Annotated in this window: 13 protein-coding genes; 5 read left to right on the top strand and 8 right to left on the bottom strand. The window is 51.6% G+C overall.

All coding sequences use genetic code 11. From position 1 onward, the window contains the following. Positions 1-27: 27 nt before the first annotated feature. From TPANIC_RS00210 to TPANIC_RS00200, 3 genes are all read right to left on the bottom strand, one after another. On the bottom strand, positions 28-2133 hold the full coding sequence (locus TPANIC_RS00210; RefSeq protein WP_375162271.1) for a flagellar assembly lytic transglycosylase: 2106 nt from the start codon (positions 2131-2133) through the stop codon (positions 28-30). Between the two features lie 7 nt (positions 2134-2140). Continuing rightward, complete coding sequence (locus TPANIC_RS00205) at positions 2141-3073, bottom strand: LysM peptidoglycan-binding domain-containing protein (protein WP_010881491.1); 933 nt, start codon at positions 3071-3073, stop codon at positions 2141-2143. A gap of 120 nt (positions 3074-3193) precedes the next feature. Further along, the gene (locus TPANIC_RS00200) at positions 3194-5638 is read right to left on the bottom strand and encodes a methyl-accepting chemotaxis protein (protein ID WP_014342242.1); all 2445 of its coding nucleotides are present in this window, start codon (positions 5636-5638) and stop codon (positions 3194-3196) included. Positions 5639-5871: 233 nt separating this feature from the next. Here TPANIC_RS00200 and TPANIC_RS00190 point away from each other — a divergent pair, with 233 nt between their 5' ends. Together TPANIC_RS00190 and TPANIC_RS00185 are read left to right on the top strand one after the other, a co-directional pair. Continuing rightward, a complete protein-coding gene (locus tag TPANIC_RS00190) occupies positions 5872-6924 on the top strand; it encodes a PTS sugar transporter subunit IIC (protein ID WP_010881487.1) in 1053 nt (350 codons plus the stop codon). Positions 6925-7020: 96 nt separating this feature from the next. Beyond that, positions 7021-8016, top strand: a complete 996-nt coding sequence (locus TPANIC_RS00185; protein WP_010881486.1) for a D-2-hydroxyacid dehydrogenase — start codon at positions 7021-7023, stop codon at positions 8014-8016. Positions 8017-8124: 108 nt separating this feature from the next. On the opposite strand, the gene TPANIC_RS00180 is transcribed toward TPANIC_RS00185, so the two are convergent. Together TPANIC_RS00180 and TPANIC_RS00175 are read right to left on the bottom strand one after the other, a co-directional pair. Beyond that, the gene (locus TPANIC_RS00180) at positions 8125-8925 is read right to left on the bottom strand and encodes a metal ABC transporter permease (protein ID WP_010881485.1); all 801 of its coding nucleotides are present in this window, start codon (positions 8923-8925) and stop codon (positions 8125-8127) included. Continuing rightward, the gene (locus TPANIC_RS00175; protein ID WP_010881484.1) at positions 8925-9641 is read right to left on the bottom strand and encodes a metal ABC transporter ATP-binding protein; all 717 of its coding nucleotides are present in this window, start codon (positions 9639-9641) and stop codon (positions 8925-8927) included. Before TPANIC_RS00175 ends, TPANIC_RS00180 begins: the two co-directional genes overlap by 1 nt. 197 nt (positions 9642-9838) lie before the next feature. Here TPANIC_RS00175 and TPANIC_RS00170 point away from each other — a divergent pair, with 197 nt between their 5' ends. The 3 genes from TPANIC_RS00170 to TPANIC_RS00160 are packed head-to-tail and all read left to right on the top strand — an operon-like array spanning position 9839 to position 12298. Beyond that, a complete protein-coding gene (locus TPANIC_RS00170) occupies positions 9839-10789 on the top strand; it encodes a metal ABC transporter substrate-binding protein (RefSeq protein WP_010881483.1) in 951 nt (316 codons plus the stop codon). A gap of 43 nt (positions 10790-10832) precedes the next feature. Continuing rightward, positions 10833-11501, top strand: coding sequence for a DUF1361 domain-containing protein (locus TPANIC_RS00165; protein ID WP_014342238.1), 669 nt, complete (start codon positions 10833-10835; stop codon positions 11499-11501). Further along, positions 11498-12298: a 16S rRNA (uracil(1498)-N(3))-methyltransferase gene (locus TPANIC_RS00160; RefSeq protein WP_010881481.1), complete on the top strand. Its 801-nt coding sequence runs from the start codon at positions 11498-11500 to the stop codon at positions 12296-12298. The genes TPANIC_RS00165 and TPANIC_RS00160 overlap by 4 nt, the downstream gene beginning before the upstream one ends. Here the strand turns inward: TPANIC_RS00160 and TPANIC_RS00155 are convergent. From TPANIC_RS00155 to murA, 3 genes are all read right to left on the bottom strand, one after another. Then, positions 12295-12573 carry a hypothetical protein gene (locus TPANIC_RS00155; RefSeq protein WP_010881480.1) on the bottom strand — a complete coding sequence of 93 codons (279 nt, stop codon included), beginning with the start codon at positions 12571-12573 and terminating at the stop codon, positions 12295-12297. The genes TPANIC_RS00160 and TPANIC_RS00155 overlap by 4 nt on opposite strands. Before the next feature lie 63 nt (positions 12574-12636). Further along, a complete protein-coding gene (gene groL / locus TPANIC_RS00150) occupies positions 12637-14271 on the bottom strand; it encodes a chaperonin GroEL (RefSeq protein WP_010881479.1) in 1635 nt (544 codons plus the stop codon). A 118-nt stretch (positions 14272-14389) separates the two neighbouring features. After that, positions 14390-15667: a UDP-N-acetylglucosamine 1-carboxyvinyltransferase gene (murA, locus tag TPANIC_RS00145; protein WP_010881478.1), complete on the bottom strand. Its 1278-nt coding sequence runs from the start codon at positions 15665-15667 to the stop codon at positions 14390-14392. Between the last annotated feature and the right edge of the window lie 27 nt (positions 15668-15694).

The following is a 15694-nucleotide window of genomic DNA, read 5'->3' as shown; positions in this document are numbered from 1 at the left end:
ATAGAAGAAAGGTGCAAAAGGCTTCAATCAGGAAGCACGACAGAATTCAGGAAGCAACGCACACACAACATCTGAAGCCTGTTTCTGATAATAAAGGTACCCGTACATCACCGCTGCGGATAGGATCTTCCTCCCGTACTCCCGAGGTTCTGCAAGAGGCAGGGTTTCGAGGAACAGATCATCGGGCAGACTTCCCCTCTGTTTTTTCCATTTGCGGACGCGCGACGGTCCCGCATTGTAGGAGAACAGGGCACAGAACACGGAGCCATCAAAGCGACGAATGAGATCGGAAAAGAACAGACTGCCGAATCTAACATTGATATCCGGGTCAGTTAAGTCATAGGTGTCGATATTGAGCTTACGAGCGATATCTGAAGCGGTTGGCCTCATCAATTGAGCAAGACCTACAGCGCCCGCCCGAGAGATAACCTGCGGCTGAAACAGACTTTCACTCCGGATGAGCGCAAACAGCAGATACTCCTCAATATGATACTTCCCTGCATAGCCTTGTATGACGTCAAGCCACGGACGCGGGTACGCAATCTTCAAGTGTTCTACAGAATAGCGCGCACCGTGAGAGCGTATTGCGTACGACTGAATGCGCACGGCATCGGACCATCGTGATCTTTGTATGTGTGCGTTCGCAAAATGCTCTGCAAGGTGGAGAGGAATGTCAGGATAGAACTGTACCATAGCTTGGTAGAACATATCGTCCAAGTGATAGTCTACATAACCTTGGAGAATAGCACGCGACTCATCGGGGGTAAGAAAAGGATGCGGTGTTCTCTTACTCCGCACCTTATACAAAGCCTCTTCCAGAGGAATGCCCAATGCACATGCAGCAAGAACACGATAGTAAAGGGAAGAATGCGCAGTTTCGAAGATGGTACGGTAAGCGCGGCGCGCACTCTCTTCTGAAAGCGTACCTGAACGCGCAAGGACATACGTAACGCGCGCGGAGCGCTCGGGTAATGCTCTATGCGTCAGCACCTCTTGCAGTGTAGCCAGACGCCCCCAATCTTGCTGCGTAGTCAGCTGGACAATTGCATAATCGACAAGGTCAGAAAACCAAGAATCCGAACGCCAACGTGGTGCACTTTCAACAAGCACCTTAAAGAAAGAATCAAAGTCCAATGCACGCAGTACGTCCAAGTAATACCACAGGGCATTATCAGCATCTTGCCGCCTTGTGGCCACTTTCTCTGCCTTTTTGAAAAGGGGAAGCGCTTGCTTCTTGTGAGAAGCGGACCGCGAGTAAAGACGCGCCGCATAAAAATAGCAATAAAAACGCAGTCGTGCCTCTAATTCCGCATTGGACAACGTTGAGCGCGATAGATGTGCAAGATGGTCAAGAAAAACCTGCGCGGCTTTAACACTGTTTTCACTACCGTAAAGCGCTGCTTTCCCAAAATCGGAGAGAACCGAATTTGTAGCGTACCGCGTGTGCCACGCAGAAGAGCGCAACAACAATCGCACTCTCTCCCACCCCCGTTTGTAATTCCTGTGAAAGACGTCCACACGAGCACCATGTACTTCCTTAAAGATACGCGGCAGATCCGGCAGTGCCGCAATAAGCGCAGCAAATTGTGCACTCGTATGGGGCGCAAGTGCCCTATCGTTGTACCAAGACTCAACAACCGTTCTCAGACTGTAGTAGCGTTCGAGTTCAAAGAGCACCCTTGAACGCAAAAGGCGAAGTGTCTGTTGCTGCGTTTTGGTTCGCGCATCGCTGCCTGCATTAAGGACATGCAGCTGTTTTTCAATAAAGGCGAGACGCTGTAGTGGACTCCCTGTATTGTGTGCCTCATGCGCACATAACTGGCGGTACGGTGCGGCCTGCGCTGCGCCACGTACGAAGTACTCGTGAGCTTCTTCGGAAAACTTGGCCCGCTTGAGGTGTAACCCAATGAAGTAACTTGCACCTTCCCGCGCGGCGACCTGCTCGAGAAACTCATCTGTTGGCTTTAGAAACGGAGTGTAGTTTTTGTCTCTCAAAAACTGAGGGATATCAACCTCCCTAGCGCCGCGCGCGCACACAGTGCCCTCCCACGAGACAAGGACACACACCACGCACCACACGCGCAGGCACAACCTGCCCTCCCGTAAGAGAGAGAAAAAGCCACCTCCCCACACGAGATGCTTACCGTGACGGAATTTCAATTGAGGTTCCTGCAACGATATGATCAGGGTTTTTCAGTCGGTTAAACTCAGCAATTCTCATGTAGCGCCACGGAGTCTTGTAATAACTCCGCGCCAAATCCCAGAGCGTATCCCCCCGTTTGACCGTATAACGCACAACCTTGACGGATCCAGACCCAGACTCCTCTACAGGTTCTGCCGCTGCACTCGTAGCCGTTTCAGCCCCGGGAGACGCAGGGGGGACGTCCTTTTCCTTGTGGGTTTCTGGAAGAGCAGTCTCAGATGGGAGATCGACGACACGTGCCTCAACCGCAGTACGCTCAAGCTCACGCGCTGCAACATGCGCAGAAGACCTGGGCAGTTCAACTTTTTGTGACGGCACGACCGCAGGACGAGAGGCGCCGTGCATGTACAGAACCCAACCTACCAAGACACCACCGAGCAGAATGAGAAATGCGCACACTGCCAACAAAATCCGTCGTCTCCTCGTGAGGGTAGAACCATCCCCTCCCTCGTCTTCAGGGAAAGAACTGACATGCTCGATCTGAGCAGCAGGCTGCTCATCCGGTGTCGCGTCTCCTGAGGATCTCTCCAACACGGAGAAAGAGGTTTCCTGAAAAGCACCAGAACCTACATCCGTCGCACGCGCACGGCACCGACTCCCATCACACTCAACCTCGAGGCGAATAGTAGCTCCCCCCGCCGCAGCAACGGACAACGTGTCTATCGAAAGCGCACCCATAGGCTCAAGTTCTGCAGAGGTGACCGACGCCTCTCCATCGCCAGGAGAAACCCGTTTAAAAAAGCTCAAAAGAGCACGAGACTGTTGGTCATTCGCGGTAACGAGCTCGAGCGTTGTGCGCTGCGCACCCTCTGCAGTAAAGAGAGGGAAAAAAGACCCGTCCGCGAGCTTGATACCGATCTCCTGACTCATGAGCGCACCCCCGCCCGAGCATAGTCAGGCGAAACCCTTTTGTCAATCTTCAGTCCATAGGGGGAGGGGGAGGCCGGCGCTCGCTGAGACTGCACGCTCAGAGACAGCATGCGGTTCACGCTACCTGTAGGCTCCTCCTACCCCCCCCCCGTGCCTGTATTCCGACTGAGGTTCGTCCGTTGGTATATTGCTGTCCAAGAGCCCACTCAGGCGGGCGATTACCTCCCGCGTATGCAACTCAACTGCCCGCGTTCGTGCAACCACTTCCGTGAGCACTTCCACGTTACCGATCATCGTCTCGACCTCTGCGCACACCTTTTGCGCATCTCGTGTCAACCGCTCAGCATGAGCTGCACCTCGCGTGCATACCTCTGCTATCACTTTCCCCTGCTCACGCGCCGTACATAACTGCCCTGTCACCGTGCGCATACGCTCAACGGTACGCTCATTTTCTTCTCCCACCACCTGAACGGCACCGGAAATATCCGCAAGGATGGTGCTGAAACCGTCCACCTTTCCTCTAATGTCTGTAAAACTCTGGGCAACTCCTGCCGACGCGTGCCCTGATTCTCCAATCACTGCCTCTATTTCCTTTAACATTTTTCCCGTTGCACCAGACTCAGCTGCTGTTCGCGCTGCCAGGGAGCGGATTTCCCCCGCTACCACCGCAAAACCGCGTCCTGCGTCACCTGCATGTGCAGCCTCAATCGCTGCGTTCATTGCAAGTAAATTCGTCCGTCCTGAAATATCTACCACCAGCGCATTCGTCACCGCCAAACCACGCGACCGACTCGTAATTTCTTCGATCACCTCCATCATGCGGCCAACGCATTCCTTGCCGGTTTTACTTGCCGTGGTAATTGCCTCAAAATCTGCGTGCACTGCAGAAAACTTACCCCGCAAGTTGTGCACCGTACTCCCGAGACGCTCAACTGCCTCAAGCGCTTCTCGTGCACGTTCCCCTTGTGCTTCCATTTGTTCATCCAACTCTCGCAAGGAGGAACCAAGCTCTTCATTCACCACACGCGTTTGAGAAAACCCTTCCCCCTGCACCGCTAACTCTTCGCGTACAGCACCCGTGTAGCGCGTCAAGTCTTGCACTACCTGCTCTGCACGATCCATGGTCTCGGTCAGATTCTGTTCATTGTGCGAAAGCTCCTGCGCGGTGCGACGAACTTCACCAAACAACCGCTCCAAACGCTGCGACGAGGAAGATAAGTCCTGAGAAAGCCGCTGCGCAGTCCGCCCATCCAAAACAACCTGCCACTCGATGAGCGCAGTTTGCGTAACCAAAAATCCAACAAACCCAAAAATCAACAGGGGAGCTCCTGACAGTACCCCTACAGCCAGGAGCACATCGTGCAGCGCTGTGACGCCTAACACCAGCACCCCCATACTCAAAGGCACCGCGCCACGCTTTTTGCGGTACAAGACTTTGCACATCACCCAGAGCACAATACCCAGCAAAAGCAATACGAACAGTTGCTGTAAGGGAAGTAATCGGGCAAAAGAGGCAGGGGGAAGCAAAAGGATAATCACCGCGTACGCAAGCCCCTCTGCACCAAACGCCACCACAAAACTCTGATTCACAAGCCCAGGGTACAACGTAGAAAGATAGTACAAACAGGACACCCCCGAGAACGCCAGGGTCAGGTATTCTAACCGCACCATCGGGTCCCACCCAATCGTGATCAAGCGTGGCAGAAACGCATTCCCCGTCAGCAGCAAGCGAACCACAATCAGCAACGAAAAAAGCGAGCACGCATACAGGCTCTTTTCGCTCACTCCCAACACCCCTGCAGTATCTGCCCGCTCATTCTCCGCATAAGACTTTCTGCTGCAGGAGGACAATCGCCGGAAACAAAACATTGCCAGGTAATACGCGAATATCGTAAACGCAAAACCAATTGTCATCGCCTCAAGCACGTCCTTGCGCAGCACGCGCGTACGAACGCGCGAAACAGACCCCAAGTGAACTTCACCGACAATGCCCGGTCTTAGACTGTGGTAATTGCTTACCTGAATGCACACGTCAATTTCAGGTTCGTGCGTTGGCAACCACACTTCGGCAGGGTGGACGTAGGGGACGGCATCTGCTCGGTTACGCGCAACGGTACCAAGTTCTGTTAAGAGATGCCCGTTTGCGTAGATTCTTGCTGCGTAGTTAAGCGTATCGCAGGACAGCGCAAGCGACGGAGCGCGAGGGGGAAGCAAGATTTTCAGCGTATAGGTGGCACATCCGTAGTGAGGATACGCCTGAATAGCGGGTATCTGAACCGCGCCCCGCGGTTTGGTCCACAGGGAGGGAACGGTCATAAACGCAGCAGGCTGCTCAGCTGAGTGAGTAAGTAACTCGTTCCAGTGAAACCCCCACGTTCCCGAGAGAGAAAGCAGTGCATCACCAGAGGAAAAATCCCACTGACGGAGATCGAGCACTCCGTTTTCTGCCGAAGGAGGCGCCGGGAGCGCAGTGTGTGAAACCGCAGCAGAAAGGGCAAAAGCAAAGACATACGAGTACGTAATGGCACGATATTTCACGCCGCGGACTATACGCGACACATCCAAAATGATCTACGGACTGCACTTGCTGTTCACGCAATCACACGGGCATGCCCAAATGAGGAATTTTCATCGCCCGCATCAGGGATAGTGCGCACGTTTTTGGAAGGGTTCTCCCGCAGTGGGGACTGCAACGCTTTTTCATCCAAAACAAAATAAAACTGTTGACACGGTTTATTCTCCTGCCTCACACTGGCTGCAGTCCGCGCCATTTTAAGTCTCTCCGTAAGGAGCGTCTCATGCACACGCAAAGCCTCAGCCCCAGGCAGTTCATGATGAAAATACTCAACGGGTCTTCTGCCGGGATCGTCATCGGTCTTGTCCCCCCCGCTATCGCGGGGGAGTTGTTCAGAGCGCTTGCTCCGCTTTCGCCGCTGTTCGCCGCGCTCTACCATGTGGTGCTGCCCATACAGTTCAGTGTACCGGCTCTCATCGGTACCCTTGTTGGACTTCAGTTTCACTGCTCCGCGCCCGAAGTGGCTACCCTCGCCTTTGTTTCTGTTATTGCCTCAGGAAATGTCACGCTTCAAAATGGCGCCTGGTTGATCACCGGTATCGGGGACGTCATCAATGTTATGCTCATATCTGCACTTGCAATCATACTCGTCCGTGCTCTGCGGGGGAAACTTGGTTCGCTGACCATCATCGCGTTGCCCGTTATCGTAGCTGTTGTCGCAGGGGGTGTCGGCTCCTTTTCCCTGCCCTACGTAAAAATGATTACGCTTTTCGTCGGCAGAGTTATCGCCACGTTCATCGCGCTCCAGCCATTACTCATGAGTATCCTGCTGTCCATGTCTTTCTCGCTCATCATCATCTCCCCTGTGTCTTCCGTCGCGGTAGGAATCGCCGTGGGGCTCACCGGTCTGGCAAGTGGAGCAGCAAACATCGGCGTCTCCTCCTGCGCCATGACCCTCATTGTGGGAACCATGCGCGTCAACAAGATCGGTGTTCCGTTGGCGATGTTCGCAGGAGCGATGAAAATGCTCATGCCAAATTGGATCCGGTACCCGATTCTCAATATTCCGCTCCTGCTCAATGGCCTCGTTTGCGGCGTGCTCGCGTGGCTTTTCAATCTGCAGGGTACTCCTGCAAGCGCAGGCTTCGGTTTTATTGGACTTGTTGGACCGATCAACGCCTACAGGCTTATGGCGTACACTCCTATGGTGCGCGCGGGTATTCTTTTCCTCGTGTATTTCGTTCTTTCCTTCCTTGCTGCGTATCTTATCGACTTTATTCTCGTTGACCGCCTCAAACTTTACCGGAGAGAACTCTTTATCCCCGAACAAGGGTAGATATCCTATATGTTATGTGTTTCCGCCCAGGTCCTGCGTGAGATACGTGCAGAACGTGGGTAAGGAATGTTGTTTGCCTTACCAAGGAGGTGCGAAATGAGGTGTGTTGTCTTTAATCTTCGAGAAGAAGAAGCCCCTTACGTGGAGAAGTGGAAGCAGTCCCATCCAGGGGTAGTCGTGGACACTTACGAGGAACCGTTGACCGCAAAGAACAAGGAGTTGCTTAAGGGGTATGAAGGGCTCGTGGTTATGCAGTTTCTCGCTATGGAAGACGAGGTGTATGACTACATGGGTGCGTGCAAACTAAAAGTCCTTTCCACACGTACCGCAGGCTTTGATATGTATAATGCAACTTTGCTGAAAAAGCACGGCATCCGGCTGACGAACGTACCGTCCTATTCACCGAATGCTATCGGGGAATATGCACTCGCCGCCGCGTTGCAGCTGACGCGACATGCGCGCGAGATTGAAACTTTTGTAAGGAAGCGTGATTTTCGCTGGCAAAAACCAATTCTCTCGAAGGAGCTCCGCTGCTCACGCGTAGGTATCTTGGGAACGGGCAGGATTGGACAGGCAGCAGCAAGGCTCTTCAAAGGGGTTGGTGCTCAGGTAGTTGGTTTTGATCCGTACCCGAACGATGCCGCAAAGGAATGGTTAACCTACGTGAGTATGGACGAGCTGCTGTCCACTAGCGACGTGATCAGCTTGCACATGCCTGCGACAAAGGACAGTCATCACCTGATCAATGCGAAAACAATCGCGCAGATGAAAGATGGCGTGTACCTGGTGAACACGGCACGCGGAGCAGTGATCGACAGTCAGGCGCTCTTAGACAGCTTGGACAAAGGCAAGATTGCAGGTGCTGCACTGGATGCGTACGAGTTTGAGGGTCCGTATATTCCTAAAGACAACGGGAACAACCCTATTACCGATACGGTCTATGCTCGGCTTGTCGCACATGAGCGTATCATCTATACCCCTCATATCGCCTTCTACACAGAAACAGCGATAGAGAACATGGTATTCAATTCGCTTGACGCCTGCACCACGGTGCTGCGTGGGGAGCCTTGTGCCGCTGAAATCAAGCTGTAACTGACGCCAGGTGTCCCTGGTCCCGTGTGAGTCTGACTGGCTAATCGGTCAGTCTGGAGTCGCCAGCTCAGGGTGGGTTGTGGGCTCCGCGGGACCCCGTCCAGCCGGTTACGTGCGGGCGCGGCCCACCTGTGTGAGCGCGATAACCAACATCAGTACCACCACCGAGACCAGTGCGGTGAATCCCCCTGGGGCCACGTTCAAGTAATACGAGAAGACCAAACCCAGCGCCGTGTCCAGCATACTAAATAGAAACGCCGCCACCAACGTAAGCAGGAAACCCACCCGCAGCTGTAGCGCTGTCGCAACCGGTACGGTCATGAGCGAGCTCAGCACCAAAATACCGGTAATCTTTATAGAAGCTGCTATAGTCGCTGAAATTACCACCGACGCGACGTAGTTTATCCCGTCTGCTGCGACGCCACAGATACGCGCGGTCTCTTCATCAAATGCCAAGTACAGCAGCTGATGGTAGCGCAACGCTAGCGTACCTACGCAGAACACGCTGAGTGCGAGCATGATCCACAAATCGCGTGTAGAAACAACCAGTATGCTGCCAAACAGATAGCTGTCTATATCCGCCTGGATAAGCCCAGAGCTCAACAGCGTGACAGCAATACCCACACTCAGGGAGAGTACTATTGAAAGAATCAGGTCATGATGGTTTTTGAAAAAGGCGCGCAAAAACTCTATCAAAACCCCCACCAAGGCAGTGAAAAAAAAGGATCCCCATCCTGGATGGATGCCGCACGAAACGGCAATAGATACTCCTGCAAGTGAACCGTGCGCAAGTGCATCTCCCATGAGCGCGTAACGGCGGAGCACTAAGTGCATCCCCACAAGAGGACACAACAAGGCTATGAGAAAAGAAGCAACAAAAGCGTTGCGCATAAATGCGTACTGCAACATCACCGACTCCGACACTGCGCACAGGCAAGCGCATCTTTTTTCTGCATATCCAAAAACTCACTGACGTACTGCTGAGGATTACACAAATGGCCATGTCCTTCGCTGAGATGAAAAATTTGCGTAGAGTTTGTAATCGCTGCATCAAGATTATGCTCCACCGATATAACCGTTACGTTACGTGATGTGTTCAATCCCTTCAGCAGAGCGTAAATATCTTTCTGTCCTCGAGAATCAATACCTGTTGACAGCTCATCGAGCACCAGCAAATCAGGATCTCCGATCAGGCTCCGCGCAATGTACACCTTCTGTAATTCTCCTCCAGAGAGGGTATACACAAGCTTTTTTTTCGCACCCCGCATACCCACCTCCTCCAGCACAGCATCGACAACCCACTTGTGCGATATGCGCAGAAGTCTGCGATACGAGTTAAGCATTTCATATACCGTAAGCGGAAAATAGAGCGTGTGCATCTTTGTCTGTGGAACAGAACCAACACGCTGTACAAAGTGAGCGATCGTACCGGTGCTCGGCTTAAGTAATTTGAGGACAAGCTTCACAAGCGTGCTTTTCCCACTACCATTTTCTCCTACAACGGAAAGGTACGCGCCTTTTGGTATTGCAAGATCCACCTCGTGCAGTATAAAGCGCGCGTCTGCGGTGTACCTGAAACTAACGTTTTGTAAAAGCACCGCGAAGGGACTAGCCATGATGCGCATGGTTATACTCTATTTTTATGAATGCAACACTACTGTCTCTGAGAAAAAAGAGACCACAGCTGCACAATGCAAATTGTCTCTCTACCATGGTTTTCGAAGAAATTCCCGTTCAACATCCTAAAAAGGAATTGCATATTTTGCAGAGAGTGTGCGAGTACGCGCCCGTTTGGGGTGGAAGCCCCTTCAAAGGAGCCATCATGCAACGCTGCTCAGTAGTTGCCGCCCTTGCGGGGGTGGTTTTTCTTGCACAGGCGTGTTCGCTATCAACACCTTCTCGCATAACCCACACGGATAAGCTGCCTGTTGTGGTGACATTTAATGCTCTCAAAGAGTTAACACAGATGGTAGGTGGAGAAAAAATTCATTTAGTGTCCATCGTTCCTGATGGGGTTGACTCTCACGACTTTGAACCAAAAGCAAAACACATGGCCTTCATTAGTGATGCCAAGGTCATCGTGTATAATGGTCTTGGCATGGAACCCTGGATACACTCGGTACTCCATGCTGCACGTAATAGCGGCAGTATACGCGTAGAAGCTGCGCAGGGCATTGTTCCGCTGAAGGCTCACACACGTGGGCATACGGCGCACCATGTACATGCACATGCATCGCACGGGTCTGCGTACGACCCTCACGTTTGGCTCAGCGTATGTAACGCTCAAACGATGCTTCGTACCATCGGAAAGGCACTGTGTAAGGCGGATCCGCAGCATACGCGCTTCTACAAAAGGAATGCCCGTAATGCGGCCGCACGGCTTGAGGCGTTGTACAAGGAATACCGCTCCAAGTTTGCAGCCTTATCTCATCGATATTTTGTGACCACGCATGCGGCGTTTGGTTACTTGTGCAGGGATTTTGACCTCCAGCAAAAGAGTATAAAGGACGTCTTTAACACAGAAGAACCTTCCATCAAGAGACTCGTAGAGCTCGTCGAATTTAGCAAAAAACACTCAGTGCGGACCATTTTTAGTGAACGTGGTCCTAGTGAAAAAGTCGCTCGCGTTCTTGCGCAAGAGATTGGTGCTTCAGTTGAAACCATCTACACTATGGAAAAAAACGAGGAGAACCTTTCGTACTACGAAAGGATGAAACACAACATTAACAGGATTTATCGTGCCTGTTCAAAACAGGTGACACCCTCGCAATAACAACCGCTTTGCACATTATGCGTTTTTCTGTACACTCACCGCCATGTACTCTTGCTTAAGGAGGCTTTTTGGCATACGGGGCACGGGGACTCTGTGTGCCATGTCCGTTTTTTGTCTACTTCTTTCCTTTGGAAGGCGCTGTGTGGCGGCGGATAATTTCCTTTCTTTCCTTGTGTGGAATCTGGTTCTTGCCTTCATCCCCTGGCTCATCTCGGCTATCTTGCACGTGCGCCGCTTCGCTGTCCGCAGTGTACAGCTGTTCCTTATGCTGCTCTGGCTATTGTTTTTCCCCAACGCTCCGTACATCCTTACCGATATTATCCACTTGGGAAAGGGTAAGTCATTTTTGCTTTACTATGACCTTATTATTTTACTCGCCTATAGTTTCACTGGTTTGTTCTACGCGTTTGTCAGCCTTCACCTTATTGAAAGCATATTAGCCCGTGATTTTCATATCAAAAGGCCATTCATAATTTCAGTATTTGAATTGTATCTCTGTGCATTCGGTATATATCTGGGGCGTTTCTTGCGCTGGAATTCCTGGGACATTGTCCTACATGGACGCACTATTCTTTCTGATATTGGTATCCGCGTCATCAGGCCAGTGTTCTATGTTGACACCTGGATGTTTGTGTTTTTTTTCGGCACCATGCTCGTTCTTTGCTATCAAAGCTATCGATCATTTCTTACCCACACAAGAAATGACAAATGAATATCGTTCTCTTTGAACAGGAAGAGGTAGTGCACGGTTGCGCTGTACTTTCTTTCAGGGATAGTCGATTTTGCCATATCAAGCGTGTGCTTAAATTGAGTGCGGGAGCCTGCTTCAAAGCAGGGATTATTAATGGGGTGAAAGGTTCTGCACGCATCTCCCTAGCCACAGAAAAGTATCTCGTAGCCGTTTTTGAAAAACTGGAATACGAAGATTGTGCCCTTTTCCCCCTTCATCTTGTCATAGGGTTCCCTCGTCCCATTCAGCTCAGGCGCATTTTACGCGACGTGTCCAGCCTCGGGATCTCCTCTATCCATCTTGTAGGGACGGAATTAGGGGAGCGATCTTACCTAGACTCAGGACTTGCTCACATGGAAAAAATGCACACGTACCTCATACGTGGCCTAGAACAGGCAGGAGGCACGAAACTTCCCCTCATTACTGTTTCGGAGTCGGTGCGCACCTTTTGCTCACAACACACCCACATACTCGGCGACAGCACACACCAAAAACTAATACTTGATACTAAGAACACCCTAACCGATCTAGGAAGCGCCGCGCTGCGCGGGGATGTACTGTGGATTGCAATAGGGAGTGAGCGTGGATGGACCGAATCTGAACGTTTACTTTTCTCCGCCATGGGATTTAGAGCAGTAGACATGGGAAGACGGACCTTGCGCACAGAGACCGCGGCCTGTGCCGCGTGCGCCGTTGTACTCGCCAACGCGCACGCGTGGAAAAGAAAAATCCCTCGGCCAGGCAAGAGATCTTCGCCCATAAGTCGAAAGAATCCCTAGATCCGGATCACACTCAAAAAGTAAACCAGAAAAGCCCGAGACAGGCCTGAAACAAGGAAACACAACCAAAAGATCCACACCGCACGCGTCAACCGAAAGCCATTGCTCCCGACCGAGGCGCTAAGTTTCAACCTCGCAAACCCAACGCCGACCCCTTGAGGAGACCTCCCAAAAAACCGCGGAAAGAAATCCACACGGAGACCACCGGCGTTGTATACACGGACCGGAAGCGGCGCCAGGGGAATTACCCGCACCACACGCTGGCCGAGATCCACGGGAGACGCTCATCTCAAGAGATCATGCCCTTACGTATGACCAATCGACCGGCGCTAACTAGATCAATACATACCTCCCATACCTCCCATGTCAGGAGCTGGCGGTGTAGAGGAACTCTTTTCGGGAATTGCAGCAATTGCACATTCGGTAGTCAACAAAAGCCCAGAAACCGAAGCCGCGTTCTGTAGTGCTGAACGTGTAACCTTCGCCGGATCGATAATCCCGACCTTAATCATATCAACCCATTCCATCTTGGATGCATCAAAACCGATGCCACGTTTCTCCTTTGCCTTCTCTGCCACAACTGCGCCATCAATACCCGCGTTCTCTGAAATCTGGCGTATCGGCTCCTCGAGAGCACGACGCACAATCTTAAAACCAACCGCCTCATCTGGAGTCAGTCCACTCAAATCAGCTTTCTCGAGCGCCGCCGCAGCCTGAATAAGCGCTAAACCACCACCAGCAACAATACCTTCCTCTATTGCCGCACGTGTCGCATTTAAGGCATCTTCAACCCGGTGCTTCTTCTCTTTCATTTCCACTTCGGTGACTGCACCAATTTTGATAACTGCAACGCCACCAGAGAGCTTTGCCAAGCGCTCCTTCAACTTCTCACTGTCATAATCTGAAGTCGAGGCCTCTATTTGCTTTTTAATCTGCTCTATACGATCCTTGATATCCTTCGACTTACCCGACCCGTCAATAATCGTGGTATTCTCCTTGTCTACCTTCACGCTCTTTGCCTGACCTAAGAGCGCAATATCCGCGGACTCTAGCTTCAATCCTAAATCCTCGGAAATGACCTGACCGCCCGAAAGAATCGCGATATCCTCAAGCATTTCTTTACGCCTATCGCCGAAACCGGGAGCCTTCACCGCACACGTCTTCAGCGTTCCCCGAAGACTATTCACCACCAGCGTAGCCAGTGCTTCGCCTTCGACATCCTCAGCTATGATGAGCAGCGGGCGACCTGTTTGCGCAATTTTCTCGAGTAGCGGAAGCAAATCCTTCATAGTCGAGATGGACTTATCGTAGATAAGGATGTAAGGATTTTCATACACCGTTTCCATCCTATCTCGGTCAGTGACGAAGTAGGACGAGATGTACCCACGATCAAACTGCATCCCTTCAACGAATTCCGTCACCGTTTCCATTGTCTGGGCTTCGTCAACGTCAATGACCCCGTCATTCCCCACCTTCTCGATTGCGCTTGCCAGAATCCTTCCAATCTCTTTGTCGTTATTCGCAGATACTGACGCTACATGAGCGACTTCTTCATTGCTCTTTATACCCTTGGAATTTTGCTTAATGTCATCGACTGCAATCGCAACTGCCTTATCCATACCACGCTTCAACTCAAGGGGCGTCATACCGGCAGCAACCGCCTTCAGACCCTCACGCACCATCGAATACGCCAATACCGTCGCAGTAGTTGTGCCATCCCCAGCTACGTCGTTCGTCTTCGTAGCCACCTCTTTTAAAAGCTGTGCACCCATATTCTCGAACGGATCTTCGAGCTCAACCTCTTTCGCAACGGAAACCCCATCCTTCGTGACTGTGGGAGCCCCGTACCCTTTTTCAAGCAAGACATTGCGACCCTTAGGACCAAGCGTTACCTTCACCGCACTCGAAATCTGCTCAACCCCGGAAAGCAGCTTCTTGCGGGCTTCCTCATTAAACAGCAATTGCTTCGCCATGCTTCTCACTCCTTAAATGTAAGGTTAACACCTCATATGTAACGGTCCCCGAGGGTACTAAAAAAAAAGATTCTTGGCAACACTTCACATCTTTTCATCAAATTACCGCATAATACGATCAACCCTCTTTCCAAATACGGACACCAATTGCCTGCAAACGCTCCACTAGACGTTCATATCCACGCTCAATTTGATACACGTTACGGATTATACTTACCCCGCGCGCACAACACGCTGCAAGCACCATCGCCATTCCCGCACGCACATCAGGAGATACCAGGTCACTCCCATGCAATGCACTCGGACCTGAAACAAGCGCCCGATGCGGGTCACACAGGATGATACGCGCACCCATGGTAATTAACTTGTCCACAAAAAACATACGCGACTCAAACATTTTCTCATGAATCAATATAACCCCTTCGACTTGAGTCGCCACCACTGTCATAATGCTAGTCAGATCCGGCGGAAATGCAGGCCACGGGCCATCATCTATTTTAGGAATCATACCGCCAAAATCGTAATTTACCCGCAGATCCTGCGACGCAGAGACGCTTACCGCGTGCTCTTGCTCGCTCCAAATTACTCCAAGTTTTTTAAACGCAAAACCTAGTGGACGTAGATCACGTACGTTCACATCCGAAATCGTCAATGCTCCACGCGTTACTACCGCAAGCCCAATAAGCGAACCTACTTCCATGAAATCAGCCCCAAGTGTATATGTGGTACCATGCAACGCGCTCACCCCCTCAATTGTTAAAACATTCGATCCGATGCCAGAGACGCGCGCACCCATCGCATTCAACAAATGGCATAGATCTTGCACATGCGGTTCGCTCGCCGCGTTCGTGATTACCGTAACCCCCTCGGCAAGAACTGAAGCCATAAGCACATTCTCTGTCGCCGTCACAGATGCCTCGTCTAAGAAGACATCACATCCCACCAGCTTATTTGCAGAGAAAGTAAACACCCCATCTAAACGAACTTGTGCGCCAAGTGCGGCAAGCGCAAGAAAATGCGTATCAAGTCTCCTGCGCCCAATAACATCACCACCAGGTGGTGGAAGCACTGCTTTTCTACCACGCGCAAGAAGTGGCCCTGCAAAAAGAATGGAAGCACGCACTTTCTGCGCAGCCTCGCACGGCACTTCGCACGTCTGTAACTGAGGAAGATGTAACATGTACTCATGATTACCACGCCTTTCAACACTCCCACCAAACGCACGAAAGATAGTTAACATCACCGCCACATCCTCAATGTCGGGCACATTTTGCAGTAACACTGGCTCTTGTGTGAGAACTGCCGCCGCAATACAGGGAAGCGCTGCATTCTTATTTCCACACACGCGAATACAACCTGAAACGGGAAACCCACCTTCAACACGATAGCAACTCATGCTCTCACCCCTTTGCGCACACATTCC

It is taken from the genome of Treponema pallidum subsp. pallidum str. Nichols (genome assembly GCF_000410535.2).
In the GTDB taxonomy this organism is placed as follows: domain Bacteria; phylum Spirochaetota; class Spirochaetia; order Treponematales; family Treponemataceae; genus Treponema; species Treponema pallidum.
This window is presented reverse-complemented; position numbering and strand designations above follow the sequence as displayed.

Coding starts and splice junctions, on each gene's coding strand:
- TPANIC_RS00205 (WP_010881491.1), bottom strand. CDS start 3,073: ATGAGTCAGGAGATCGGTATCAAGCTCGCGGACGGGTCTTTTTTCCCT.
- TPANIC_RS00190 (WP_010881487.1), top strand. CDS start 5,872: ATGCACACGCAAAGCCTCAGCCCCAGGCAGTTCATGATGAAAATACTC.
- TPANIC_RS00185 (WP_010881486.1), top strand. CDS start 7,021: ATGAGGTGTGTTGTCTTTAATCTTCGAGAAGAAGAAGCCCCTTACGTG.
- TPANIC_RS00180 (WP_010881485.1), bottom strand. CDS start 8,925: ATGTTGCAGTACGCATTTATGCGCAACGCTTTTGTTGCTTCTTTTCTC.
- TPANIC_RS00175 (WP_010881484.1), bottom strand. CDS start 9,641: ATGCGCATCATGGCTAGTCCCTTCGCGGTGCTTTTACAAAACGTTAGT.
- TPANIC_RS00170 (WP_010881483.1), top strand. CDS start 9,839: ATGCAACGCTGCTCAGTAGTTGCCGCCCTTGCGGGGGTGGTTTTTCTT.
- TPANIC_RS00165 (WP_014342238.1), top strand. CDS start 10,833: ATGTACTCTTGCTTAAGGAGGCTTTTTGGCATACGGGGCACGGGGACT.
- TPANIC_RS00160 (WP_010881481.1), top strand. CDS start 11,498: ATGAATATCGTTCTCTTTGAACAGGAAGAGGTAGTGCACGGTTGCGCT.
- groL (WP_010881479.1), bottom strand. CDS start 14,271: ATGGCGAAGCAATTGCTGTTTAATGAGGAAGCCCGCAAGAAGCTGCTT.
- murA (WP_010881478.1), bottom strand. CDS start 15,667: ATGAGTTGCTATCGTGTTGAAGGTGGGTTTCCCGTTTCAGGTTGTATT.